This window comes from Paracoccus sp. SY, from assembly GCF_002901215.1.
GTDB classification, from domain to species: Bacteria; Pseudomonadota; Alphaproteobacteria; order Rhodobacterales; family Rhodobacteraceae; genus Paracoccus; species Paracoccus acridae.
This window is the reverse complement of sequence record NZ_NWMQ01000014.1, coordinates 53,784-76,371: the sequence shown is the minus strand read 5'-3', so window position 1 is coordinate 76,371 and position 22,588 is coordinate 53,784. Positions and strand designations below refer to the sequence as shown.

Here is a 22,588-nt window from a genome sequence, read left to right as displayed (position 1 = left end):
CGCTTGCGGCAGGGGCTTGGGGTGATTAACTTTGCCTCATGCGTATTCCCTATCTTGACCGTTTGACGAACAAGGGTCCCCGCGTGTCGGTGATCCGCCTGCATGGCGCCATCGGCATGGCCGGGCGCGGCGGCGGCCTGTCGGACGCGGCGCTTGCGCCCGTGATCGAACGCGCCTTTCGCAAGGGCAAGCCCGTCGCCGTGGCGCTGTCGATCAATTCGCCCGGCGGATCGCCGGTGCAGTCGTCGCTGATCGCCGCCCGCATCCGGCGACTGGCCGACGAGACGAAGACCCCCGTTCATGCCTTTGTCGAGGATGTGGCGGCCTCCGGCGGATACTGGCTGGCCTGCGCGGCGGACCGTATCTGGGCCGATAACAGTTCGATCCTGGGGTCGATCGGCGTGATCTCGGCGGGCTTCGGTTTCCAGGATCTGATCGCCCGCTGGGGGATCGAGCGCCGCGTGCATACGGCGGGGCGGTCGAAATCCACGCTGGATCCCTTCCGCCCCGAACGTCCCGAGGATGTGGAGCGCCTGCACAACGTGTTGGAGCCGATCCACCAGGCCTTCAAGGATCATGTGACGGCCTGTCGGGGGGACCGGCTGGCTGCCGACCGCGATCTGTTCACCGGCGAATTCTGGGCCGGGCGGCAGTCCGTGGCCTTGGGGCTTGCCGACGGCATCGGCCACCTGGTGCCGCAGATGAAGGCGCTTTACGGCGACAAGACGCGCTTTGTCGTCCATGCCCCGCGCCAGTCGCTGTTCCGCAGGCTGGGGCTGTCGGCCAGCACGGTGCTGGACGCAGCCCAGGAACGCGCGGCCTTTGCCCGCTTCGGTGCCGGGGGATGAGTGTCCGCATCGTCATCCTGTTCCTGATGGTGATGGTTGCCCTGGCGCTGATACGCGGTCCGGCCTTTCGCCGCAGCATCCGCCGTCTTCTGGGTATCCCACCGTCCCGTCGCAACCGCAGGTAACCGGATTTGTCCCCGTTCAGGTAAGATTCGTTCAACAAGCGCCTGAAACTGCGCAAGTTTCGCATCTCACGGCTGGCTGTAATAAATTTCCTTTCAAGAACAGCAACTTAAGATATTGCCTAAATTTCAGGCAAAGTCATCATCCTGTAACGATTGCTGGTTGGGAACATCCTGCCTCACAGGACTCTCACAGAGTTATCCACAGCGGCGGTGGACAGCTTTGACCTTGTAATCCTTGCCCCGAACTTGCAGCCCGCGACGGGAATCACCACTCTGACGGACATGACCCAGGACACGACCCCCAAGACCGGCCACGCGCTGATCCAGGACTATCTGCGCCAGCTTGACCGCAGCCCCGGCGTCTATCGCATGCTGGATGCGCAGGGGGCGGTCCTTTACGTCGGCAAGGCGCGCGACCTGAAGGCGCGGGTGTCGAACTATGCCCGGCCCTCGGGCCATTCGGCCCGGATCGCGCGGATGATCCGCGAAACGGCCAGCATGATGTTCCTGACCACGCGCACCGAGACCGAGGCGCTGCTGCTGGAACAGAACCTGATCAAGCAGTTGAAGCCGCGCTACAACGTGCTCTTGCGCGACGACAAGTCATTCCCGAACATCCTGGTCGCAAAATCCCATGCCTATCCGCAGATCAAGAAGCATCGCGGGGCGAAGTCGGAAAAGGGCGATTACTATGGCCCCTTCGCCAGCGCGGGGGCCGTGAACCGCACGCTGACCCAGTTGCAGCGGGTGTTTTTGCTGCGCAACTGCACGGACGCGACCTTCGAATCGCGCACGCGCCCCTGCCTGCTGTTCCAGATCAAGCGCTGCAGCGCGCCCTGTGTCGGCCGGATTTCGGAAACGGATTACGGCGCGCTTGTGTCGGATGCCGAACGCTTCCTGCAGGGCAAGACCACCGTGATCCAGGCGAACCTGGCCCGCGACATGGCCGAGGCGGCCGAGAACATGGAATACGAACGCGCCGCCGCCCTGCGCGACCGGATCAAGGCGCTGACCGCCGTGCAATCGGTCCAGGCCATCAACCCCAAGCGCGTGGCCGAGGCCGACATCGTCGCCCTACACATGGAAAGCGGTCAGGCCTGCGTGCAGGTCTTCTTCATCCGCGGCAATCAAAGCTGGGGCAACCGCGACTTCTATCCGCGCCTGGGCGGAGTGGAATCGCCTGCCGAGGTGATGCAGGCCTTCCTTTTGCAATTCTATGACGACAAGCCGCCGCCCCGGATGGTCCTGCTGTCGCACGCGCCGGACGAACCCGACCTGACGCAGCAGGTGCTGTCCGAACGGGCCGCCCGCCGCATCGTCATCGGCGTCCCGCAGCGCGGAGAGAAGTTCGATCTGGTGGAAAACGCCCTGCGCAACGCTCGCGAAAGCCTGGCGCGCCGCATGTCCGAAAGCGCCACGCAACTGCGCCTGCTGGAGGGCGTCTCCGAGGCATTCGACCTGCCCGCCGCCCCCCGGCGGATCGAGGTTTACGACAACAGCCACATCATGGGCACGAATGCCGTGGGCGGCATGATCGTGGCCGGGCCGGAAGGCTTCATCAAGAGCCAGTATCGCAAGTTCAACATCAAGGGGACCGAGATCACGCCGGGCGACGATTTCGGCATGATGAAGGAAGTCCTGTCCCGCCGCTTCACCCGCCTGCTGAAGGAAGACCCCGACCGCCAGACGGAAGCCTGGCCCGACCTGCTGCTGATCGACGGGGGCGCGGGGCAGGTATCCGCCGTGGACGGAATCCTGGCCGATCTGGGGGTCGAGGACATTCCCATCGTCGGCGTCGCGAAGGGCATCGACCGCGACCAGGGGAAAGAGGAATTCCACCGCCCCGGCCGCGCGCCCTTTGCGCTGCGCATGAACGACCCGGTTCTGTATTTCATCCAGCGCCTGCGGGACGAGGCGCATCGCTGGGCCATCGGCACCCACCGCGCCAAGCGCGCCAAGTCGGTCATGGCCAATCCCCTGGATGAAATCGCGGGCATCGGCGCCGCCCGCAAGCGCGCGCTTCTGGCCCATTTCGGCAGCGCCAAGGCGGTCAGCCGGGCGGGCCTTGCGGATCTGCAGGCGGTCGAGGGGATCTCGGCGGCGATGGCGCAGAAGGTTCACGACCATTTCAACGCGCGGGGCTGACCGGCGCGGGGAAGGATGTTCCAAACTTCGCGGCCTCGGGGGAAAAGGAAACGTGAAGCCGGCGCGATCTCTGGCAATATTCTGGAATAACAAAGACTTGCGTTCTCACCGGGACTGGCCCGGCCGGGCCATTCGCCTGCCAAAGACGTTTGCGGTATCATCCCACCGCAGGCTTCAGCCCTGATCGCGTTATGGTTGCCCCTCTCAACCTGAGAAAGAGGCTATCATGACCCGTTTGCCCGAACCCGGCATCCTTGCCCCGCGGTTCCTGCCTGCCGGCCTGCCCAAATCCACTCGGGGGGATGAATTCAAGCCGCATCTGACGGAACTGACCGGGATCGTGACCGACAACAACAGCAATGGCAGCGATCCGGTGTTGTGCGTCAGCGACGCCGAGGGCCGCAACTGGACGGTCGAGCTGGCCTGCCGCGCAAGGAATGCCGAAATCGGCCTGACCAAGGCCGTGGCGATCCCCGGCGATCCGATCCGCGTCATCGGCCACCGCACCCGCCGCTTTGGCGAACAGCGCATCAAGGCCGTCCACCTGACCATCGCGGGCCGCGCCTATCCCCTGTTCGAGGGCGCGATCGGCTGAACCGGGCCGCAATCCGGGGGCGCGGCGCATTTCGATGCGCCGCCCCTTTCAAAGTCCCGCGCCACGGACTAGCTTGCCCCTATGCGCTGGACCGTCCCCAATATCCTGACCCTGCTTCGGCTGATCGCGGCCCCCGCCGTGCCGCTGATGTTTCTGTATTTCAGTCGCCCCTGGGCCGACTGGGCGGCACTGGCGCTGTTCCTGATCGCGGCCGTGACGGACTGGATCGACGGCTATCTTGCACGCAGCTGGCAGCAGGAAAGCCGCTTCGGCGCCGCCATGGACCCGATCGCCGACAAGGCCATGGTGGTGATCGCGATCGTCGTCATCACGGGCTATTCCGGCATGAACCCCTGGCTGATCCTGCCCGCCACCCTGATCCTGTTCCGCGAGGTCTTCGTGTCCGGCCTGCGCGAATTCCTGGGATCGAATGCGCGGCTGCTGAAGGTCACCAAGCTTGCCAAGTGGAAGACCACCACGCAGATGGTCGCCATCTCGGTCCTGTTCCTGGGCACCGGCCTGGCCTATGTCGAACACGGCCGCCCGCCCCGCGTGGGCGAACCGGGCTTGCCGTTTTCCCTGTCCTGGGCGGATCTGGCGACGCAGGTCGGCCTGCTGCTGGTCTGGATCGCGGCGGTCCTGACGGCCTGGACCGGGTGGGATTATTTCGTGAAGGCGCGCCCCTATCTGCGCGAACCTGGCCATGACGCTTGACGTGCTGTATTTCGCCTGGCTGCGCGAACGCATCGGCCAGCCGCGCGAACGGATCGAAACCGACGCCGCCACCGTCCGCGACCTGATCGCCGATCTGGCCGCGCGGGACGACTGGCACGCGGCCGCCTTCGCCGACCTGGCCGCCGTGCGCTGCGCCGTGGACCAGCAGCTTGCCGGCCTGGACGCGCCGCTTGCAGGCGCCCGAGAGGTCGCCTTCTTCCCGCCTATGACCGGCGGCTGATCCATGTCGGCCCGCGTCCAGACCGCGCCCTTCGACCTTGCCGCCGAACTGGCGGGCTTCGGTGCGGGCGCGGGGGCCATCGTCACCTTCACCGGCGTGGTACGCGACGACACCGGCGCCATGGCCGCGTTGGAGATCGAGCATTACCCCGGCATGACCGAACGCGCGCTGTCCGATTACGGCAGCGAAGCCGCCATCCGCTTTGCCCTGACCGACTGGCGCATCGTCCACCGTCATGGCCGCCTTGCCGTGGGCGAGCCGATCATGATGGTCGCCACGGCCGCCCGTCACCGCCACGCCGCCTTCCAGGGGGCCGATTACCTGATGGACTGGCTGAAATCCCGCGCCCCGTTCTGGAAGCGAGAAATCGGCCATGATGGCGCCGCCGCCTGGGTCGATGCCAAGGCCAGCGACGAAGACGCCCTGGCGCGATGGTAGCTTCTTCGTTGCCCAAATACCCATGCCCGGCCGCCGTCCATGATCCGGCCTGACCTGCGCGCCTGGCTTGCCGCCCGGTCCGAATCCCTGGTCGCCGCCGCCATCCTGCTGGCGGGGCTGTGGCTGGCCCTGCGCGGCGGCTGGTTCTTCGCCGCGATTGGGGCCCTGGTGCTGCTGGTCGGCCTGTCGCTGCTGCTGGGCGCCATCCGCCGCCTGCCATTCCGACGCGGCATCACCGCCCCCGGCGTGGTCGAGGTGGACGAAGGCGCCATCCGCTATTACGGCGCCGCCGTGCTGGGAGGAGAGATCGCCCTGCGCGACCTCGTCGAAATCCGCTTGCTGCGCCTGAAGGGCAGGGGTCACTGGCGGCTGCGCAGCACCAGCGGAGAGGCGCTTCTGGTTCCCGTCGATGCCGCAGGCGCGGATGCCCTGGCCCATGCCTTCACGGCCCTGCCGGGCCTGGACATGGGGGCCGTATCGACGGCTCTCGCCCATGTCGCCGATCAGCGCGACGCCGTCCGCACCGTTTGGCGGAGACCGGGTTGAGGCGGGTTGACTTGGCCCCCGCGTCACGTCACCTGTGACCGGCAAGAACCCAGAAAGGCCTCTGTTTCATGTCGATTCCACAACAGGGCGGAGGCCCGATCGAAAGCCGCGACCAGCTTGCAGCCTATATCGCCAGCGGCGAAAAGCCCCGCGACGCCTGGCGCATCGGGACCGAGCACGAGAAGTTCGGCTATGACAAGGCCAGCCTGATGCCCTTGCCCTACGAGGGCGCCTGTTCGGTCCATGCCATGCTGTCGGGCCTGCAGGAACGCTTCGGCTGGAACCCGGTCATGGAACAGGACAAGCTGATCGGCCTGGAACGCGACGGCGCCAATATCAGCCTGGAGCCGGGCGGCCAGCTGGAACTGTCGGGCGCGCCCCTGGAAACCATCCACCAGACCTGCGACGAGGTGAACCAGCACCTGGCCGAGGTGAAGGAAATCGCCGACCGCATCGGCGCGGGCTTCATCGGCCTTGGCGCGGCGCCGGTCTGGGGCCAGGACGACATGCCGATGATGCCCAAGGGGCGCTATCGGCTGATGACCGACTACATGGACCGCGTGGGCACGCTGGGCAAGCAGATGATGTATCGCACCTGCACGGTGCAGGTGAACCTGGACTTCGCGTCGGAAGCCGACATGGTCCAGAAGATGCGGGTGGCGCTGTCTTTGCAGCCCGTCGCCAATGCGCTGTTCGCGAATTCCCCTTTCCTCGACGGCAAGCCCAATGGCTGGAAAAGCTGGCGCGCCCATATCTGGCAGAACCTGGACAATGCCCGCACCGGGATGCTGCCTTTCGTCTTCCAGGACGGCTTCGGCTATGACGCCTGGGTGGATTACGTCCTGAACGTGCCAATGTATTTCGTTTATCGCGACGGCAAGTATATCGACGCCCTGGGCCAGTCGTTCCGCGATTTCCTGGACGGCCGCCTGCCCGCCCTGCCGGGCGAGGTGCCCACCCTGTCGGACTGGGCCGACCACATGACCACCGTCTTCCCCGAGGCCCGCGTCAAGAAATACATCGAGATGCGCGGCGCCGACGGCGGCCCCTGGCGGCGCCTTTGCGCGCTGCCCGCCCTGTGGGTCGGGCTGATCTATGACCAGTCGTCGCTGGATGCCGCCTGGGATCTGGTCAAGGACTGGGACGACGAGACCCGCGAGGGGCTGCGTCAACAGGCCGGGATCCACGGGCTGCAGGCCAGCGTGAACGGCATCCACATGCAGGATCTGGCGCGCGAGGTCGTGGCGATCGCCGAACAGGGCCTGAACAACCGCGCCCGTCCCGGTGCGGGCGGCCTTGTCCCGGACGAGACGCATTTCCTGAACGCGCTGAAGGAAAGCCTGGACAGCGGCAAGGTGCCGGCCGACGAACTGCTGGAAAAGTTTAACGGCGAATGGAACGGCGACCTGACGCCGATCTATCGCGAATATTCCTATTGACCGGGGCAGGCCGGGTCAGAACCGTCCTATCAGGCCCAGCAGCGGGCCTGCCAATGCCCATCCGCCTGCTTGCCGCCGCCGTAGAGGTCGAAGGAAACTGTTGATCCTGTCGGATGGCAGCCTTGACGGGCAGGGGCGCCCGTCCGTGGCGCCCCTTGCCTTGGGTTCAGGCAGCGGCCCGCCGGCGGCGCAGCAAGGCCAGGCCGCCCAGGCCCGCCAGCAGCAAGGGGGCTGCGGCAGGCAGCGGCACCGGGGCAGGGTGCTGGGCATCGACCACGGTGCGTCCGAAATCGGTATAATCGGTGAAGAAGCCGTCCAGGCCCCAATCCAGCATCGGCTGGATCATGGCGAAGGCCTCGTCCTCGCTGAGGGGACGGAAGGTATAGGCATGGACCTTCAGGCCAAGACTGTGGGCGGCCTGGATGAAGGACTCGGTGATGCCGCCATAGCTGACGCCGACGCCGGTCGCGACCGACGCGATCTGCTCCAGCGTCCTGAACCCGTCGCTGCCGTTCACGCCATAGATGCCGTCCTCAATACGCACTGACCCCAACTGCGCGACCTCGGCCTCCATCCCGTTGGTTTCCAGCAGGCTGGTCAGGTTGATGACGGACTGATGGGCGAAGGATTGCAGGATCACCTTGTCGGCCGCCGTGTCAAAGCCGTTGCTTTTCAGCGAAGCGATGATCTTTGCTTCCTTTTCCGCGTCGAAGGGCGCCTTCGCCTCGGGATAGATGCCGACGGATGTGCCATTCGCGGCGTTCTGGGCGTTCAGGAACACCAGCACCTCGTCCAGGGTCGGTACCTTGTAGGGATCGGCCATGCTGGGGGTGAAGCCGGGATAGGTCGAATCGGGCCGCGACAGCGCGCCGGTGGGCTTGACGGTCAGCGTCTTGATCTCGGCCAGGGTGAAGTCCTTGACGTTGTAGGTCCCGTTCCGGGGCTCGAACAGGTCGGCCACATCGGTGGTGCGGGTCAATGTCGTGTCATGCATGGCGACCAGATGGCCGTCCTTGGTCATCTGCACGTCGGGTTCGATGTAATCCGCGCCCAGCTTGATCGCCAGTTCATAGCTGCCCAGCGTTTCCTCGGGCAGATAGCCGCTGGCGCCCCGATGCGCGACGACGATGGGCGCCTCGCCCGTCAGGGTGTTCCAGGTCGCGGCATGGGCTGCAAGGGGCAGGACCAATGCCGAAAGGGCCGCAAGGGCGGCAAGCTGCATCTTCATGAAAGCGTTTCCCAATCTTTAAACCATCATGCCTGCGCAGCCGGCCGGCGCGCAGCTAGGCGAGGATGCCCAAAATGGTTAACGGTTCTGCGACGCTTTTGTTCTGGTTTTATAAAATCCTTCTGTTCTAAGCCTTTCGGCCGCACCGCACGACAATATGAGCGTCCGGCACCTTGCGCCGTGCCCCCCTTGGTGGCAGGCGTTGGGCAAAGCGAAAGGGGCAGGCGATGAAGGCGGATGCGATGGTGTGGGTGCAGCGGGTCATGGGCGCGGTTTTCGCGGTCGGCGTCGTGTCCCTGGTCGGGGCCATCGTCACCCAGGTCGGCCAGGCCGAAGGGCTGCCGCCGCTGCCGATCTTCGTGGGGCTTTTGGGGATCGTGGTGCTGATCCTGCTGTCGGGCGCCTGCCTGGCGATGATCTCGCTGGCGATTTCGGCGCGGCGCGGGGCCGAGGCGTTGCGCCGCATCGCGGGACAGGGCGGGGCCGCGCCGGTGGTTTCCCCGGTGCGGGTCTTCAACCAGCCCTCGCTGCGCGAGGTGGTATCCGAGCCGCAGCCCGAACCCGCCCCGGCGCGTCCCGCCCGTCCGGCAGGCCGGACCCTGGTGGCCGAACGCTGATACGCCGACCCCGGCCCGTGGCAGCCGGAATGTGCAGGAATCTTTAACGTTGTCCCGAATCCCATCCTGCATTTAGCGTGAAGCGATGCATCGGGGGGATCATGCGTAGATTTTTCCTGGCTATTGCCGTCATCGCAGCACCGCTGACGGCGCAGGCGTCGGTCGTGACCGATGCCTTTACCAGCTTCTGGGCCTTGGGGGACAGCCTGACGGACAACGGCAACCTGCCGCTGCCCGTCTTTGCGGCGGGCCGTCCGGGCGCGCCGATCTCGCCCGAGGCGGGCGAGGCGGCTTATTATGCGCCCAATGACAGGCCGCGTTTTTCGAACGGTCGCACCTTCGCGGAATACGTCGCGGCCGAATTCCGGGCCGCAGGGCGGCCGACCGGCAATCTGGCCCGGGGCGGTGCCGAGGCGGCCGAGCCGATCGATCCCGCGGATCCGACGCCCGGCCTGCTGGCGCAGCGTCAGCAACTGGCGGCGGCTTCCGGGGGGTTCGGGACGCGGCCCTTGGTGTCGATCCTGATGGGGGCAAACGACATCTTTGCGGGACTTGCCAGCGGCGATCCGCTTGCAAATGCCATAGGCGCGGCGACCAGGGCTGCCGACGCCGTTGCGGACACGGCCAGTTTTCTTGGCGCCCATAGGGTGCGCGATTTCCTGATCGCCAACCTGCCCGATCTTGGCGCGACGCCTGCCTTTGCCCTGTTCCAGCCCCAGGCCCGGCTGCTGGCCAGTGCGGCCACCACGGCCTATAACGCCCGGCTTGCGGCGAATGTGGCCGCGCTCGAGGCGGGCGGGCTGAATGTCATCAGCCTGGATATCCATGCGCAGCTGAACGGCATCCTGGCCGATCCTGCAGCCTTCGGCTATGGCGACGCGACGCTGCCCTGCCTGTTTCCCAGCCCGAGCGTGGCCGCTGCGTTCGGACAGGCGCCCGTCTGCAGCGACACGGAATCGCTGTCGCGGCTGTTCTTCGACCCGGTCCATCCCAACCTTTTGGCCCATGCCCAGTTCGGGCAGACCGCGCTGAACCTGATCGAGGCTGATCTGGCGCCGGTCCCGCTGGCGGGCGGGCTGCCCCTTCTGCTGACGGGGTTGGGCGCGTTCGTCGCCCTGCGCCGCCGCAGGGCCTAGCGCCGGCCGATCCGTGGTTCAGACCCGTCAAGCAGGCGGGCGATGTTGGCGCGATGGCGGACACAGATCAGCACCGCCATGAACAGGCTGACGGCGATCAGGTCGCCATGGCCCAGGCCCCAGGCAAAGACCGGCGACAGCGCGGCGGCCAGCAGGGCCGACAGGCTGCTGATGCGGCTGATCAGCGCCGTCAGCAGCCAGATCCCGCAGGCGATCAGGCCCAGCGGCCAGTGCAGCGCGATCAGCGTGCCCAGGAAGGTCGCGACCCCCTTGCCACCCTTGAAGCCCAGCCAGACGGGGAAGCAATGCCCCAGAAAGGCCGCGCCCCCGGCAAGCACCGCCGCCATGTCGCCGCCGAAATGGCGCGCGATCAGCACGGCAATGGCGCCCTTGCCCGAATCCAGCAGCAGCGTCGCCAGGGCGGCAGGCTTGTTGCCGGTGCGCAGCACATTGGTCGCGCCGATATTGCCCGACCCGATCTTGCGCAGGTCGCCCAGTCCCAGGGCGCGGGCGATCACCAGACCGAAGGGGATCGAGCCCAGAAGATAGCCGAAGACGGTCCACAGGATCAGGGTCATGCCGCACCCCCGAAGACGCGCCGGCCCGCGACCCAGGTTCCCAGGACGCGGCCTTCCATCCGGGCGCCGTCGAAGGGGGTGTTCTTCGATTTCGACAGCAGGGTGAAGCGGTCCAGCACGAAGGGCGCGTCGGGATCGAACAGCACCAGATCGGCGGGCGCGTCCGGCGCCAGCCGCCCGCCCGGCAGGCCCAGCCGTTTCGCGGGGTTCAGCGACATCGCCCGCCACAGTTGCGGCAGGCTCAACCCGCCCTGGTGATACAGCCGCATCGCGGCGGGCAGCAGCGTCTGCAGGCCCACCGCGCCGGGGGCGGCGGCCTCGAAGGGCAGGCGCTTGGATTCCTCGTCCTGGGGGGTGTGGAAGCTGGCGATCACGTCGATCAGACCGTCCGCCACCGCCTGCACCATCGCCAGCCGGTCGTCTTCCGACCGCAGGGGCGGGGTGAAGCGGAAGAAGGTGCGGTAATCGCCCACATCGTATTCGTTCAGCGTCAGATGGTGGATCGAGATCCCGGCCGTCACGTCCAGGCCCGCATCCCGCGCGCGCTGCAGGGCGGGCAGGGCGCGGGCGGTGGTGATCTGGTCGGCATGCCAGCGGCAGCCGGTCATCGCCACCAGCGACAGGTCGCGATCAAGCCCGATCACCTCGGCCATCGGCGACACGGCGGGGATGCCATAGATCGAGGCGAACTTGCCGCCGGTCGCTGCCGCCCCGCGCGACAGGCCCGCATCCTGCGGATGGCCCACGATCAGCGCCCCCAGGCCCCGCGCATAGGTCATGCAGCGCGACAGCAGCCGCGTATCCGCCACCTGCCGCACGCCGTCGGTGAAGGCCACCGCGCCCGCATCGGTCAGGAAGCCGATCTCGACCATCTCGCGCCCTTCGCGGGCCTTGGTCAGGCTGGCCATGTGGCGGATGTTGACGGCGGCGTCCGCCGCGCGACGCGTCACGAATTCCAGCGATTCGGGCGTGTCGATGGGGGGCAGGGTGTCGGGGCGGGCGACGATGGTGGTGACACCGCCTGCCGCCGCCGCAAGGCCCGCGCTGCGGAAGGATTCCTTGTGCCGTTCGCCCGGCTCGCCGATCTTGACGCCCCAGTCGATGATGCCGGGGGCAAGCGCGCGGCCATTGCAGTCGATGACGGTTGCGCCCTCGGGGGCGTCCGCGTCGATGCCCGCGATCACGCCGTCGCGGACCAGCAGGCTGCCGGTGGCATCCGTCTGCGCCATGGGGTCGATCAGGCGGGCATTGGTGAAATGAAGAATGGTCACGACCCGGTCTCCGTCCTGTCGGTCTGGCGTGATTGAATGTCCCGGATCATGGCGGCGATCCGGCCCGCCCCGGCGATGCCGATGAAGCCCGCCTCTCGCTGCGGCTTGGGCGGGCGGTTGTCCAGCCAGGGCGGATCGACGATGACCGAGCCCGGTTCCTCGGGGTGGATGGTCAGGTCAAGATCGGGCGTGATGTCCCAGGCGCGCAGGGCCGATCCGTCATGGACCAGCATCCGCCGGTCCGTCAGGGCATAGCGGCAGCGCCGCAGGCGGGCGATCTGGAAGCGGCGCGGCAGGATCCTGCAGATCAGCCCGATGACAAGCGCCACCACGCCGATGCCTCCGAAACCCGCGACGAAATCCGGCTGGGACCGGCCCAGAAAGGCGATCAGCAGGAACAGCAGGCTGCCCAGCGACAGGATCGTGCCCAGCATGGTCCAGAAGCGCACCGGCAGGTCGGGGCGCCCCGCACCGATGGCCCGCCCCTGCCACAAGAGCCGTTCGCCGGGATGCAGCAGGCCGGTCCAGTCCGCCCCGTCCAGGGTCCCGCCCAGGGTTCTGTCCAGCATCAGACCATCACCCCCGCCGCGGCGCGGCCGCGTTCCGCGCGCAGGTTCCGCGCCAGCAGGTCCAGCGCCGCCATGCGCACGGCCACGCCCATTTCCACCTGGTCCTGGATCACCGACCGGTTGATGTCATCGGCGATGGTGCCGTCGATTTCCACGCCCCGGTTCATGGGGCCGGGATGCATGACGATGGCGTCTGGCGCGGCGCAGGCCAGCTTTTCGGCATCCAGGCCGAAGCGATGGAAATATTCGCGTTCCGACGGGATGAAGCCGCCGTCCATGCGTTCCTTCTGAAGCCGCAGCATCATCACCACATCGGCGCCGCGCAGCCCTTCGCGCATGTTCTCGAACAGCTCCACCCCCATCTCGCCCGCCCCGGCCGGCATCAGGGTGGCGGGGCCGATCAGGCGCAGCCGGTTCTCCATCTTGCCCAGCAGAAGCAGGTTCGACCGGGCCACGCGGCTGTTCGCGATGTCGCCGCAGATGGCGATGGTCAGGCGGTGCAACCGGCCCTTGGCGCGGCGGATGGTCAGCGCGTCCAGCAACGCCTGGGTCGGATGTTCATGCCGCCCGTCGCCCGCGTTGATGACAGCGCAGTTCACCTTTTCGGCCAGCAGGTTCACCGCGCCCGAATTCGGATGGCGCACCACCAGCAGGTCAGGCTGCATCGCGTTCAGCGTCAGGGCCGTGTCGATCAGCGTCTCGCCCTTCTTCACGCTGGAATGAGCCACCGACATGTTCATCACGTCCGCCCCCAGCCGCTTGCCCGCCAGTTCGAAACTGGCCTGGGTGCGGGTCGAGTTCTCGAAGAACATGTTGATCTGGGTCATCCCCGCCAGGGTGTCGGCGTGCTTCACCGTGCGGCGGTTTAGGGCGACGTAATCCTCGGCCAGATCCAGAAGGGTGACGATCTCGGGCGGCGAGAGGTGGTCGATGCCAAGCAGGTGGCGGGCGCGAAAGCTCATGGCGGGCCTCAGGATCGGGGTCGCGTTTCTATCGCAGATGGCCGTTCGGGCGGCAAGCGGGCAGGGGGCTGCCTGCCCCCCGCGCGTGCCGCGCGTCCCCCGGGGATATTTGGGCACAGAAGATGTCAGGCCTGGCGGGGGTTGCGGGCGGGCAGGTCGGCCATGATCCGGCGGCGCGCGTCGGGCGACAGGCTGGATCAGGCGGCGATTTCGTCCAGGCTGCGCCAGCAGCCGGTGCAGAGCCGCGTCGCCGGGTCGATCACGCAGACCTTGATGCAGGGGCTTTCGATCATCCTTGCAGATACCGCAGCCGGTCGAGCGCGCCTTGCAGGATGTATCCCGCCGCCACCTGGTCGATCACCTCGGCCCGGCGCTTGCGGGATGTGTCGGCTTCCAGCAGGGCGCGTTCGGCGGCGACGGTGGACAGGCGTTCGTCCCAGAAGCCGATGGAGAGATCCGTCAGCCGTTCCAGGTTGCGGGCGAAGGCGCGGGTCGATTGGGCGCGCGGGCCTTCGCTGCCGTCCATGTTGCGCGGCAGGCCCAGCACCAGCCCCACCAGCCCGCGATCCTTGGCGATCGCCAGCAGTTCCGCCGCATCCAGCGTGAACTTCTGCCGCCGGATCACCGTCAGGGGGGATGCGACCTGCCGCAGCCCGTCGCTGACCGCGACGCCGATGGTCTTGGTTCCCAGGTCCAGCCCGGCGATGGCCCCCACCGGGGGCAGGCTGGACGCAAAATCGGCGATTTCGGGATGGATCATTCGCCAAGCCCTGCCTCGGTTGCGGCCTGCCGCACGATATCCAGGGCCTCAGGCTGGGTGGCGAACCGCGCTTGGGCCTCGGTCCAGATTTCGCGCGCGTGGTCCGCATTGCCGATCACCACCAGCGAGGAAATCAGCCGCGCCCATTCCTCGGGCGTGCCGCCCTGGCTGGCCAGCCGGGATTCAAGCTGGCTGACCATGCCCGCGATCATCTGCTGGCGCTCCTCGGGGGTCATGTCCTCGGCGGCGGCCATGGCCTCCGCGTCGGGGCCAGGCATGGGCACGGGCGGGACGTAATCGGGCTGGCCGGCCAGCCAGGCCAGGTCGGAAATGGCGGTGCGGATCGGCGCGATCCAGGGCGCATCCTCGGGGCCTTCCTCAAGCAGGCTGCGCCAGATCGGGAAGGCGCGGTCGGGACGGTCGTTCTGCAATTGCAGCATCCCCAGCAGATAGCGTGCCTGCGGATGGGTGGGCTCCCTGGTCAGGGCGCGGGCCAGCACCTCCTCGGCCTCGGGGGTGATGAGGCCGCTTGCGGCCTCGATCATCAGGGCCGACAGGCGGACCAGTTCGTCGGCGCTCGCATCGTCGCCGCGCAATTCGACCAGGCGCTGCTGCGCCTCGCGTGCGGCAGCCAGGTTGCCCAGCCGGATCTCGTTCGTGGCCAGCAGGGCCAGACCCTGCGGATCGTCGGGATTTCTGGCGACCGCTTCGCGCAACTGCTGGATCAGCGCCGCAAAGTCCTCGGGCACCTCGGGGGTGACAGGGGCGGGGGCCCTGGCTTCGGCTTCGGCCTGGCTGGGGCGGCTTTCATAGATCTGCCGGGCGTTGGCGATGCGTTGCGCGATGGGAAGATCGTCGCGCCCCGGCTGGCCCTCGCGCACATAGAGCGTCACCGCCCCCGCGAAAAGCAGCGCCAGAACGCCCATGGCCAGCAGCCCGCGCCCGCCCGCCTTGCCTGTCGTGTCCTGCGACAGCCGGCGATCGGCATCCAGAACCTTTCGCCCGATCTCGGTCCGCAGGCGGGCTGCATCCTCGGGCGCGATCACGCCGCGTTCCAGGTCGCGATCGACCTCTTGCAGCTGGTCGCGATAGACCCGCAGGTCGAAGGCCGCGGCGGGTTCGCCCGTTCCACGGTTGCGCAGCAACGGCGCGATGATGGCAAAGCCGACCGCGCCCGTCAGCACGGCGCAGATGATCCAGAACATGCAAGCCCTCCGGTTGAGGCCCCTTTTAGGGCGCTTTGACCGGCGCGGAAAGCGTCAGCCTGTCGCATTTTGCCGTGATCGGGCGCAACACGGCTTGAGCCTGCGCCCGGGTCTGGTCATCCTGTCCGCAAATCGAACGGAGGTTTCATGCCGTCACGCCGTTATTCGGTCTTTGCCATCGCGCGCGAGGCGCTGCGCCAGCACAGCGGCTGGAGCCGCGCCTGGGCCAGTCCCGAACCGCGCGGCCGCTACAAGGTGGTGATCGTGGGCGCGGGCGGGCACGGGCTGGCGACGGCCTATTACCTGGGCAGGAATCACGGCATCACCGATGTCGCGGTGATCGAGAAGGGCTGGCTGGGCGGCGGCAACACGGGCCGCAACACCACCATCATCCGGTCGAACTATCTCCAGGATCCGTCGGCGGCGATCTATGACAAGGCGCTGAAGCTTTACGAAACGCTGTCGCAGGATCTGAACTACAACGTGATGTTCAGCCCGCGCGGGCTGATCATGCTGGCCCAGACCGAACACGAGGTGCGGGGATACAGGCGCACCGTCCATGCCAACACCCTGCAGGGCGTGGCGACCGAATGGATCGAGCCTGCGCGCCTGAAGGAACTGGTGCCGATCATCAACATCGACGGACCGCGTTATCCGGTGCTGGGGGGGCTGTATCAGGCCCGCGGCGGCACGGCGCGGCACGACGCGGTGGCCTGGGGCTATGCGCGCGCCTGTTCGGACATGGGCATGCATGTCATCCAGAACTGCGAGGTCACGGGGATCGAGACCGCGAACGGACAGGTCCAGGCGGTCAACACCACCAGGGGCCGCATCGGCTGCGACAAGCTGGCGCTGGTGGTGGCCGGTCATTCCAGCCAGCTGGCCGAGATGGCGGGCTTCCGCCTGCCCATCGAAAGCGTGCCGTTGCAGGCGATGGTCAGCGAGCCGATCAAGCCCTGCATGGATGTGGTGGTGATGGCCAACACCGTCCACGGCTACATGTCCCAGTCCGACAAGGGCGAGATGGTGATCGGCGGCGGCACCGACAGCTACAACGCCTTCACCCAGCGCGGATCCTGGCACCATATCGAGGAAACCGTCCGCGCCCTGATCGAGACCTTCCCGATGATTTCTCGCCTGAAGATGCTGCGGCAATGGGGCGGGATCGTGGACATGACGGGCGACCGTTCGCCCATCCTGTCCACCACGCCGGTCGGCGGCATCTTCGTGAACTGCGGCTGGGGCACCGGGGGCTTCAAGGCCATTCCGGGATCGGGCTGGGCCATGGCCGAACTGGTGGCCCAAGGCAGGCCCGGTCCCTTGGCCGCCGCCTTTGGGATGAACCGTTTCCGCGAGGGGCGCTTCATCGACGAATCCGTGGCGGCCGGTGTGGCACATTGATCATGGATCCCACCTTGCAGGATCGTTCGGGAACCCAAGGGGCATCGGCGTCATTGTCCGATAACCAAGGGTTGAACCGAAAGGGAAAAGCATGGCCGAACCCAACAGCAATCGCATGTATATCATCATCGGGGCCATCGTCGTCATTGTGGCGCTGCTGTTCTTCTTCATGTCCGGCGGCGACGATCCCGCAGCCGACGCGACGGCAACGGACGGCACAACCACGACCGCGCCGGCAACCACGACCGATCCGGCCGTCGATGACGCCGTCGAAGTCGAACCGGCCGCGCCAGCCACGCCCGGAACCACGGCCCCGGCGAACTGACCGCGCCAGCCTTCGCGTTTCTTCTTCGCTGAAGTATCCGCGGGGGTCCGGGGGCAGCCAGCCCCCGGCCTTTCCGCCCGAACCACCCGCAGCGTTTCCGCGCGGGTGGTTTTCGTCGTTTATCCCCCACCTGCCGAGCCTGTCATGCTGATCCTGACCTGCCCCTATTGCGGCGTCAAAGCCGAGGAAACCGAACTGTCCCCCGGGGGCGAGGCGCATCTGAAGCGCGTCGGACCAGGCGGCACGGCCGAGGAGTTCGAGGCCTATCTGTTCGCCCGCAAGAACATCAAGGGCGTGCATTTCGAACGCTGGCGGCACGCCTATGGCTGCGGCAAGTGGTTCCTGGCCGCGCGCGATACCCATACGATGCAGGTCTATGGCACCTACAAGGCCCAGACGGCGCATGCGACCGACGAGATCGTGGCGAATGCCCGACAGGCCCGGACCGAATGGGTGCCCGACTGGCCCCAGGGATCCGAGGCGGTGGTCGCATGAGCCATACGCCCCCCTTCCGCCTGCCGCGCGGCGGCCGCCTGATCGACCGTGCCTTCCAGCTTGCCTTCCGCTTCGACGGTCGCCACCTGCGCGGGGTCCAAGGCGACACGCTGGCGTCCGCCCTGCTGGCCAATGGCCAGATGCTGATGGGCCGGTCCTTCAAGTATCACCGCCCGCGCGGTCCCATCGCTTCGGGGGCAGAGGAACCGAACGCGCTGTTCGGCCTGGGCCAGGGCGGCCGGTTCGAACCCAATCAGCGCGCCAGCACCACCGCGCTTGTGGCGGGCATGGTCCTGCGCAGCCAGAACTGCTGGCCCTCGTTGGACGCCGATGTCGGCGCGATCAACAACTGGCTGTCGCCGCTGCTGCCCGCCGGCTTCTACTACAAGACCTTCATCCACCCGCGCCCCTTCTGGAAGCACCTGTTCGAGCCGGTCATCCGCCGCAGCGCAGGACTTGGCCGGGCGCCCGTGGGTCCCGACCCCGACCGCTATGAACAGGCCTATGCCTTTGCCGAAACGGTCGTCGTGGGCGGCGGCATCGCCGGGCTGACGGCGGCGCGGGATGCGGCGGACAAGGGCGGCCGGGTGATCGTGCTGGAACAGGACCCGGTCTGGGGCGGGCGCACGCCGACCGATCACGACAGTGGCCAGGCCGCCATTGACGCGCTGCTGGCCGACCTGCACGGGCGCGGCAACGTAACCCTGCGCCGCAACTGCATGGCGACGGGGCTTTACGACCACGGCTATCTTCTGGCGCGCGAGGCTTTGGCCGATCACGACCCGAACCAGGGCATTCCCCGTCAGCGGTTGTGGCGCATCCGGGCGGGACATGTGATCACGGCGACCGGCGCGCTGGAACGCCCGCTGTCCTTTGCCTGCAACGACGTGCCGGGGGTGATGCTTGCTTCCGCCGTGCGCGACTTCATCAGCGACTACGGCGTGGCGCCGGGCCGGCGGATCGTGGTCGTCACCAACAACGACGACGCCTATCGCACCGCGCTGACCGCTCAGGCGGCGGGGCTGGAAGTCGTGGCCATCATCGACGCCCGCCCGCAGGCAAGGGGCGACCTGCCGCAGGCCGCACGCGCGGCGAACATTCCGGTCATGACCGGCAAGGCCGTCGCCAAGGTCAAGGGCGGCACCCATGTCGAGGGCGTGGCGATCTGCGACCAGGCGGGCGACGGGCGCGTGACCGGCAGCCTGGATTGCGACGTGGTCGCCATGTCGGGCGGCTGGTCGCCGGTGGTCCACCTGTACAGCCATTGCGGCGGCCGGCTGACCTGGGACGAACCCGAGGCGATGTTCCGCCCCGACCCGTCGCGCCCGCCCTTGGGTGCGGATGGGAAATCCATGGTCACCGTCCTGGGCGCCGCCAATGGCGATCTGCGCTGCGCGGGCGACCTGGAACGGTCCGAAGCGCCCACCATGCCGGTCTGGGTCATGCCGCAAGACGCGCCCTACAAGCTGCGCGCCAAGATGTGGCTGGATTTCCAGAACGACGTGAAGGTCAGCGACGTGGAACTGGCCGCGCGCGAGGGCTATGCCTCGGTCGAACATGCCAAGCGATACACGACGCTGGGCATGGCGACCGACCAGGGCAAGAACAGCAACATCAACGGGCTGGCGGTGCTGTCGAAGGCGCTGAACCAGCCGCTGGAAGCCACCGGCACCACCACCTTCCGCCCGCCCTATACGCCCCTGACCCTTGGCACCATCGCGGCCGAGGCGCGGGGCGAGGCCTTCCAGCCCCTGCGCAAGACGCCGATGCACGACTGGCACGCTAGCCACGGCGCGTCCTTCGAACCCGTGGGCCATTGGCGCCGCCCCTACAGCTATCCCCGCGCGGGCGAGGACCGGCATGGCGCCGTCAACCGGGAAATCCTTGCGGTGCGCAACGGCGTGGGCACGCTGGACGCCTCGACCCTGGGCAAGATCGTGGTCAAGGGGCCGGACGCCGGGCGGTTCCTGGACATGATGTACACCAACATGATGTCCACCCTGCCGGTCGGCAAATGCCGCTATGGGTTGATGTGCAACGAGAACGGCTTCCTGATGGATGACGGCGTGGTGGCGCGCCTGTCCACCGATACCTGGCTGTGCCACACCACCACCGGCGGGGCCGACCGCATCCACGGGCATATGGAGGACTGGCTGCAATGCGAATGGTGGGACTGGCAGGTCCATACCGCCAACCTGACCGAGCAATATGCCCAGATCGCCGTCGCCGGACCCAAGGCGCGCGAGCTGCTGCAACGCCTGCCGGGCACCATCGACCTGTCGCAGGACGCCTTGCCCTTCATGCAATGGGCCGAAGGCGAACTGGCGGGCATCCCTGCGCGCATCTATCGCATCAGCTTCTCGGGCGAGCTGTCCTACGAGATCGCCGTGCCTGCGGGCCGCGGGCTGGAACTGTGGGAACGGTTGCACGTCGAGGGCCGCGACCTGGGCATCACCCCCTATGGCACCGAGGCGATGCATGTCATGCGCGCGGAAAAGGGATTCATCATGATCGGGGATGAAACCGACGGCACGGTGATCCCGCAGGATCTGGGGCTGCACTGGGCGATCTCGAAGAAGAAGCCGGACTATATCGGCAAGCGCGCGCAGGCCCGCAGCTTCATGAAGGACGGCAGCCGCTGGCAACTGGTGGGGCTGGAAAGCCTTGACGGCCGCGTCTTGCCCGACGGCGCCTATGCGGTGGAACCGGGGGTCAACGCCAACGGGCAGCGCAAGACGCAGGGGCGCGTCACCTCCTCCTATCATTCGCCGACGCTGGACCGCCCCATCGCCATGGGGCTGGTGCGCCACGGTCCGGCGCGAATGGGGCAGGTGCTGGAATTTCCCCTGCCATCGGGCGAGGTGATGAAGGCGCGGATCGTCGATCCGGTCTTCTACGACAAGGAAGGAACCCGTCTGAATGGCTGAGGCGCTTGCAGACATCGCCCGTGTCACCGGGTTGGGAATGGTCACGATCCGCGCCGACCTGGACCGCGCGGGCGACGCGATTGCCGAGGCTGCGGGCCTGGCAATCCCCGGGCAGACCCGCATCGTGACCGATGGCAGCCGGTCGCTTGGCTGGATGTCGCCCGATGAATTGCTGCTGATCCTGCCATCGGCGGAACTGGCCGACGCGATTGCGGCGCTGACCGACGCCCTGGCTTGCGAACATGCGCTTGTCGTCGATATGTCGGACGCCCGCGCGGTCTTCGACGTGACCGGCCCTCATGCGGGCGATGTGATCGCCAAGCTGATGCCGGTCGATCTGGACGACCTGCCGCCCGACGGATTGCGGCGAAGCCGCGCGGCCCAGACGGCGGCGGCGCTGTGGCGCATCCCGGGCGGTTTCCGGCTGATCGGGTTCCGGTCCACGGCGGACTACCTGCGCCTGATCCTTGAGAACGCGGCCATTCCCGGCAGTGGGCTGGCCCCGCGCTAGGAACCCGGCCCGCACCCCTTGCGTTTGACCCGCGAATGCGGGACCGTGCGCCCGACCAAGGCTCAACCCATTCTGAAAGGACAGAAAATGGCTTTCACGCTTCCCGATCTTCCCTATGCGCATGATGCACTGGCCGAAGGCGGCATGTCCAGGGAAACGCTGGAATACCACCACGACAAGCACCACAAGGCCTATGTGGACAAGCTGAACGAACTGGTGGCGGGCACCGAATGGGACGGCAAGTCGCTGGAGGACATCGTCAAGGGCACCTACCAGAAGGGCGCGGTCGCCCAGAACGGCATCTTCAACAATGCCAGCCAGCATTGGAACCACGCGCAGTTCTGGGAAATGATGGCGCCGAAGCCAGGCGCCATGCCGTCGGAACTGGAACGGGCGATCACCGAATCCTTCGGCTCGGTCGATGATTTCAAGAAGAAGTTCACCGAAGGCGGCGTTGGCCAGTTCGGCTCGGGCTGGGTCTGGCTGGTCAAGAACGCCGATGGCGGTCTGGAAGTGACCAAGACGGAAAACGGCGTGAACCCGCTGTGCCACGGCCAGACCGCGCTTCTGGGCTGCGATGTGTGGGAACACAGCTATTACATCGATTTCCGCAATGCGCGTCCGAAATACCTGGAAAACTTCCTGTCGAATCTGGTGAACTGGGAAAACGTCGCCTCGCGCATGTGATCCTTGCCCCATCGGCAAAAGGCCCGGCGGATCCGTTCCGCCGGGTTTTTTCTTGTGATCGGCGCGGCATTGGCTTTCCGCCGCGTGCCGGTATAAGACAGGGCGCAAGACGGTTGCGGAAGGCAAGGATGGCCAATCAGAACGACAACTTCATCGACGAGGTGTTCGAGGATCTGCGCCGCGAGCGCCTGTTCCGGCTGTTTCGCCGCTGGGGCTGGGTCGCGGGCCTGCTGATCCTGGGCATCGTCGCGGGCGTGATCTGGCGCGAATACAGCCAGTCGCGCGCGGAAGCCCAGGCGCGGGCCTGGGGCGATGCGATCGTGGCGGCCCAGGCGGGCGACGATCCGGCGGCGATCATGGCCGTCGATCCGCAGGGCGCTGAATCCCGCCGCGTGCTGGCGGCGCTTCTGGCAGCCTCGGAATGGTCCGAAAACGACGGCGACGATGCGGCGGCCGCTGCCCTGCGCGATGTGGCAGGCGACACCGCGGCCGGCACGGTGCTGCACGACCTGGCCGAATTGAAGCTGGTCATGCTGCAGGGCGAAACGATGGATCCCGCGCAGCGCGACGAAATCCTGTCCCGGCTGTCGCGCGCGGGGGCGCCCTTTGAACTCTTGGCGCTGGAACAGAAGGCGGTTGCGCTGATCGGTGCCGGCCGGACGGAAGATGCCGTGAACCTGATCCGCCAGATCCAGCAAAAGGACGGCATGACCGAGGCCTTGCGCCTGCGCCTGTCCGAGATGATGATCGCCCTTGGCGTCGAGCCGGAACCATCCGAAAACATGCCCGCGGGCTGATCCAGCGGGCAACCGAACGATACGAGGG

Annotated in this window: 26 protein-coding genes; 18 read left to right on the top strand and 8 right to left on the bottom strand. The window is 67.1% G+C overall.

The features are described from left to right. Positions 1 to 38: 38 nt before the first annotated feature. From CK944_RS12560 to CK944_RS12525, 9 genes are all read left to right on the top strand, one after another. Positions 39 to 848: a S49 family peptidase gene (locus CK944_RS12560; protein ID WP_103173402.1), complete on the top strand. Its 810-nt coding sequence runs from the start codon at positions 39 to 41 to the stop codon at positions 846 to 848. Next, complete coding sequence (locus CK944_RS24200; protein WP_256388126.1) at positions 845 to 973, top strand: hypothetical protein; 129 nt, start codon at positions 845 to 847, stop codon at positions 971 to 973. The genes CK944_RS12560 and CK944_RS24200 overlap by 4 nt, the downstream gene beginning before the upstream one ends. Before the next feature lie 282 nt (positions 974 to 1,255). Further along, on the top strand, positions 1,256 to 3,118 hold the full coding sequence (gene uvrC, locus CK944_RS12555; protein WP_103173425.1) for an excinuclease ABC subunit UvrC: 1,863 nt from the start codon (positions 1,256 to 1,258) through the stop codon (positions 3,116 to 3,118). A gap of 226 nt (positions 3,119 to 3,344) precedes the next feature. Continuing rightward, positions 3,345 to 3,713 (top strand): hypothetical protein, encoded by a 369-nt coding sequence (locus CK944_RS12550; protein WP_103173401.1) that lies wholly within the window; start codon positions 3,345 to 3,347, stop codon positions 3,711 to 3,713. 81 nt (positions 3,714 to 3,794) lie between these two features. Next, positions 3,795 to 4,427 carry a CDP-diacylglycerol--glycerol-3-phosphate 3-phosphatidyltransferase gene (pgsA, locus tag CK944_RS12545; protein WP_103173400.1) on the top strand — a complete coding sequence of 211 codons (633 nt, stop codon included), beginning with the start codon at positions 3,795 to 3,797 and terminating at the stop codon, positions 4,425 to 4,427. Then, complete coding sequence (moaD, locus tag CK944_RS12540; protein WP_103173399.1) at positions 4,417 to 4,668, top strand: molybdopterin converting factor subunit 1; 252 nt, start codon at positions 4,417 to 4,419, stop codon at positions 4,666 to 4,668. Before pgsA ends, moaD begins: the two co-directional genes overlap by 11 nt. Before the next feature lie 3 nt (positions 4,669 to 4,671). Then, positions 4,672 to 5,106, top strand: a complete 435-nt coding sequence (locus CK944_RS12535; RefSeq protein ID WP_103173398.1) for a molybdenum cofactor biosynthesis protein MoaE — start codon at positions 4,672 to 4,674, stop codon at positions 5,104 to 5,106. 39 nt (positions 5,107 to 5,145) lie between these two features. Next, on the top strand, positions 5,146 to 5,652 hold the full coding sequence (locus tag CK944_RS12530) for a hypothetical protein (protein ID WP_103173397.1): 507 nt from the start codon (positions 5,146 to 5,148) through the stop codon (positions 5,650 to 5,652). A gap of 68 nt (positions 5,653 to 5,720) precedes the next feature. Further along, positions 5,721 to 7,091 (top strand): glutamate--cysteine ligase, encoded by a 1,371-nt coding sequence (locus tag CK944_RS12525; protein ID WP_103173396.1) that lies wholly within the window; start codon positions 5,721 to 5,723, stop codon positions 7,089 to 7,091. A gap of 166 nt (positions 7,092 to 7,257) precedes the next feature. Here the strand turns inward: CK944_RS12525 and CK944_RS24000 are convergent, their stop codons facing one another. After that, on the bottom strand, positions 7,258 to 8,319 hold the full coding sequence (locus tag CK944_RS24000; protein ID WP_103173395.1) for a glycerophosphodiester phosphodiesterase family protein: 1,062 nt from the start codon (positions 8,317 to 8,319) through the stop codon (positions 7,258 to 7,260). 227 nt (positions 8,320 to 8,546) lie between these two features. Between CK944_RS24000 and CK944_RS12515 the strand changes: the two genes are divergently transcribed. Then, complete coding sequence (locus tag CK944_RS12515) at positions 8,547 to 8,936, top strand: hypothetical protein (protein ID WP_103173394.1); 390 nt, start codon at positions 8,547 to 8,549, stop codon at positions 8,934 to 8,936. A gap of 101 nt (positions 8,937 to 9,037) precedes the next feature. Continuing rightward, positions 9,038 to 10,072: an SGNH/GDSL hydrolase family protein gene (locus CK944_RS12510; protein WP_146038654.1), complete on the top strand. Its 1,035-nt coding sequence runs from the start codon at positions 9,038 to 9,040 to the stop codon at positions 10,070 to 10,072. Here the strand turns inward: CK944_RS12510 and plsY are convergent. The 7 genes from plsY to ccmI all read right to left on the bottom strand — a co-directional run bounded on the left by plsY (position 10,069) and on the right by ccmI (position 15,417). Continuing rightward, on the bottom strand, positions 10,069 to 10,650 hold the full coding sequence (gene plsY, locus CK944_RS12505) for a glycerol-3-phosphate 1-O-acyltransferase PlsY (RefSeq protein ID WP_103173392.1): 582 nt from the start codon (positions 10,648 to 10,650) through the stop codon (positions 10,069 to 10,071). The genes CK944_RS12510 and plsY overlap by 4 nt on opposite strands. Continuing rightward, the gene (gene pyrC / locus CK944_RS12500) at positions 10,647 to 11,879 is read right to left on the bottom strand and encodes a dihydroorotase (RefSeq protein WP_103173424.1); all 1,233 of its coding nucleotides are present in this window, start codon (positions 11,877 to 11,879) and stop codon (positions 10,647 to 10,649) included. Before pyrC ends, plsY begins: the two co-directional genes overlap by 4 nt. A 38-nt stretch (positions 11,880 to 11,917) precedes the next feature. Next, entirely contained in the window at positions 11,918 to 12,490 is a 573-nt protein-coding gene (locus CK944_RS12495) for a hypothetical protein (RefSeq protein ID WP_103173391.1), read from the bottom strand. Further along, a complete protein-coding gene (locus tag CK944_RS12490; RefSeq protein WP_103173390.1) occupies positions 12,490 to 13,452 on the bottom strand; it encodes an aspartate carbamoyltransferase catalytic subunit in 963 nt (320 codons plus the stop codon). The genes CK944_RS12495 and CK944_RS12490 overlap by 1 nt, the downstream gene beginning before the upstream one ends. 197 nt (positions 13,453 to 13,649) lie before the next feature. Beyond that, positions 13,650 to 13,745: a DUF1289 domain-containing protein gene (locus CK944_RS12485; protein WP_103173389.1), complete on the bottom strand. Its 96-nt coding sequence runs from the start codon at positions 13,743 to 13,745 to the stop codon at positions 13,650 to 13,652. Continuing rightward, positions 13,742 to 14,212, bottom strand: coding sequence for a Holliday junction resolvase RuvX (gene ruvX, locus CK944_RS12480; RefSeq protein WP_103173388.1), 471 nt, complete (start codon positions 14,210 to 14,212; stop codon positions 13,742 to 13,744). The genes CK944_RS12485 and ruvX overlap by 4 nt, the downstream gene beginning before the upstream one ends. Next, a complete protein-coding gene (ccmI, locus tag CK944_RS12475; RefSeq protein WP_103173387.1) occupies positions 14,209 to 15,417 on the bottom strand; it encodes a c-type cytochrome biogenesis protein CcmI in 1,209 nt (402 codons plus the stop codon). Before ccmI ends, ruvX begins: the two co-directional genes overlap by 4 nt. A gap of 147 nt (positions 15,418 to 15,564) precedes the next feature. Between ccmI and CK944_RS12470 the strand changes: the two genes are divergently transcribed. The 7 genes from CK944_RS12470 (at position 15,565) to CK944_RS12440 (ending at position 22,560) form a co-directional block, all read left to right on the top strand. After that, positions 15,565 to 16,818 (top strand): sarcosine oxidase subunit beta family protein, encoded by a 1,254-nt coding sequence (locus CK944_RS12470; RefSeq protein WP_103173386.1) that lies wholly within the window; start codon positions 15,565 to 15,567, stop codon positions 16,816 to 16,818. Between the two features lie 91 nt (positions 16,819 to 16,909). Beyond that, positions 16,910 to 17,143: a hypothetical protein gene (locus CK944_RS12465; RefSeq protein WP_103173385.1), complete on the top strand. Its 234-nt coding sequence runs from the start codon at positions 16,910 to 16,912 to the stop codon at positions 17,141 to 17,143. Positions 17,144 to 17,287: 144 nt separating this feature from the next. Further along, complete coding sequence (locus CK944_RS12460; protein ID WP_103173384.1) at positions 17,288 to 17,638, top strand: sarcosine oxidase subunit delta; 351 nt, start codon at positions 17,288 to 17,290, stop codon at positions 17,636 to 17,638. Beyond that, entirely contained in the window at positions 17,635 to 20,565 is a 2,931-nt protein-coding gene (locus CK944_RS12455; RefSeq protein WP_103173383.1) for a sarcosine oxidase subunit alpha family protein, read from the top strand. The genes CK944_RS12460 and CK944_RS12455 overlap by 4 nt, the downstream gene beginning before the upstream one ends. Beyond that, positions 20,558 to 21,076 carry a sarcosine oxidase subunit gamma gene (locus CK944_RS12450; protein WP_103173382.1) on the top strand — a complete coding sequence of 173 codons (519 nt, stop codon included), beginning with the start codon at positions 20,558 to 20,560 and terminating at the stop codon, positions 21,074 to 21,076. Before CK944_RS12455 ends, CK944_RS12450 begins: the two co-directional genes overlap by 8 nt. Positions 21,077 to 21,163: 87 nt before the next feature. Then, the gene (locus tag CK944_RS12445) at positions 21,164 to 21,763 is read left to right on the top strand and encodes a superoxide dismutase (protein WP_103173381.1); all 600 of its coding nucleotides are present in this window, start codon (positions 21,164 to 21,166) and stop codon (positions 21,761 to 21,763) included. Positions 21,764 to 21,891: 128 nt separating this feature from the next. Further along, positions 21,892 to 22,560: a tetratricopeptide repeat protein gene (locus CK944_RS12440; protein WP_103173380.1), complete on the top strand. Its 669-nt coding sequence runs from the start codon at positions 21,892 to 21,894 to the stop codon at positions 22,558 to 22,560. Positions 22,561 to 22,588 lie beyond the last annotated feature (28 nt).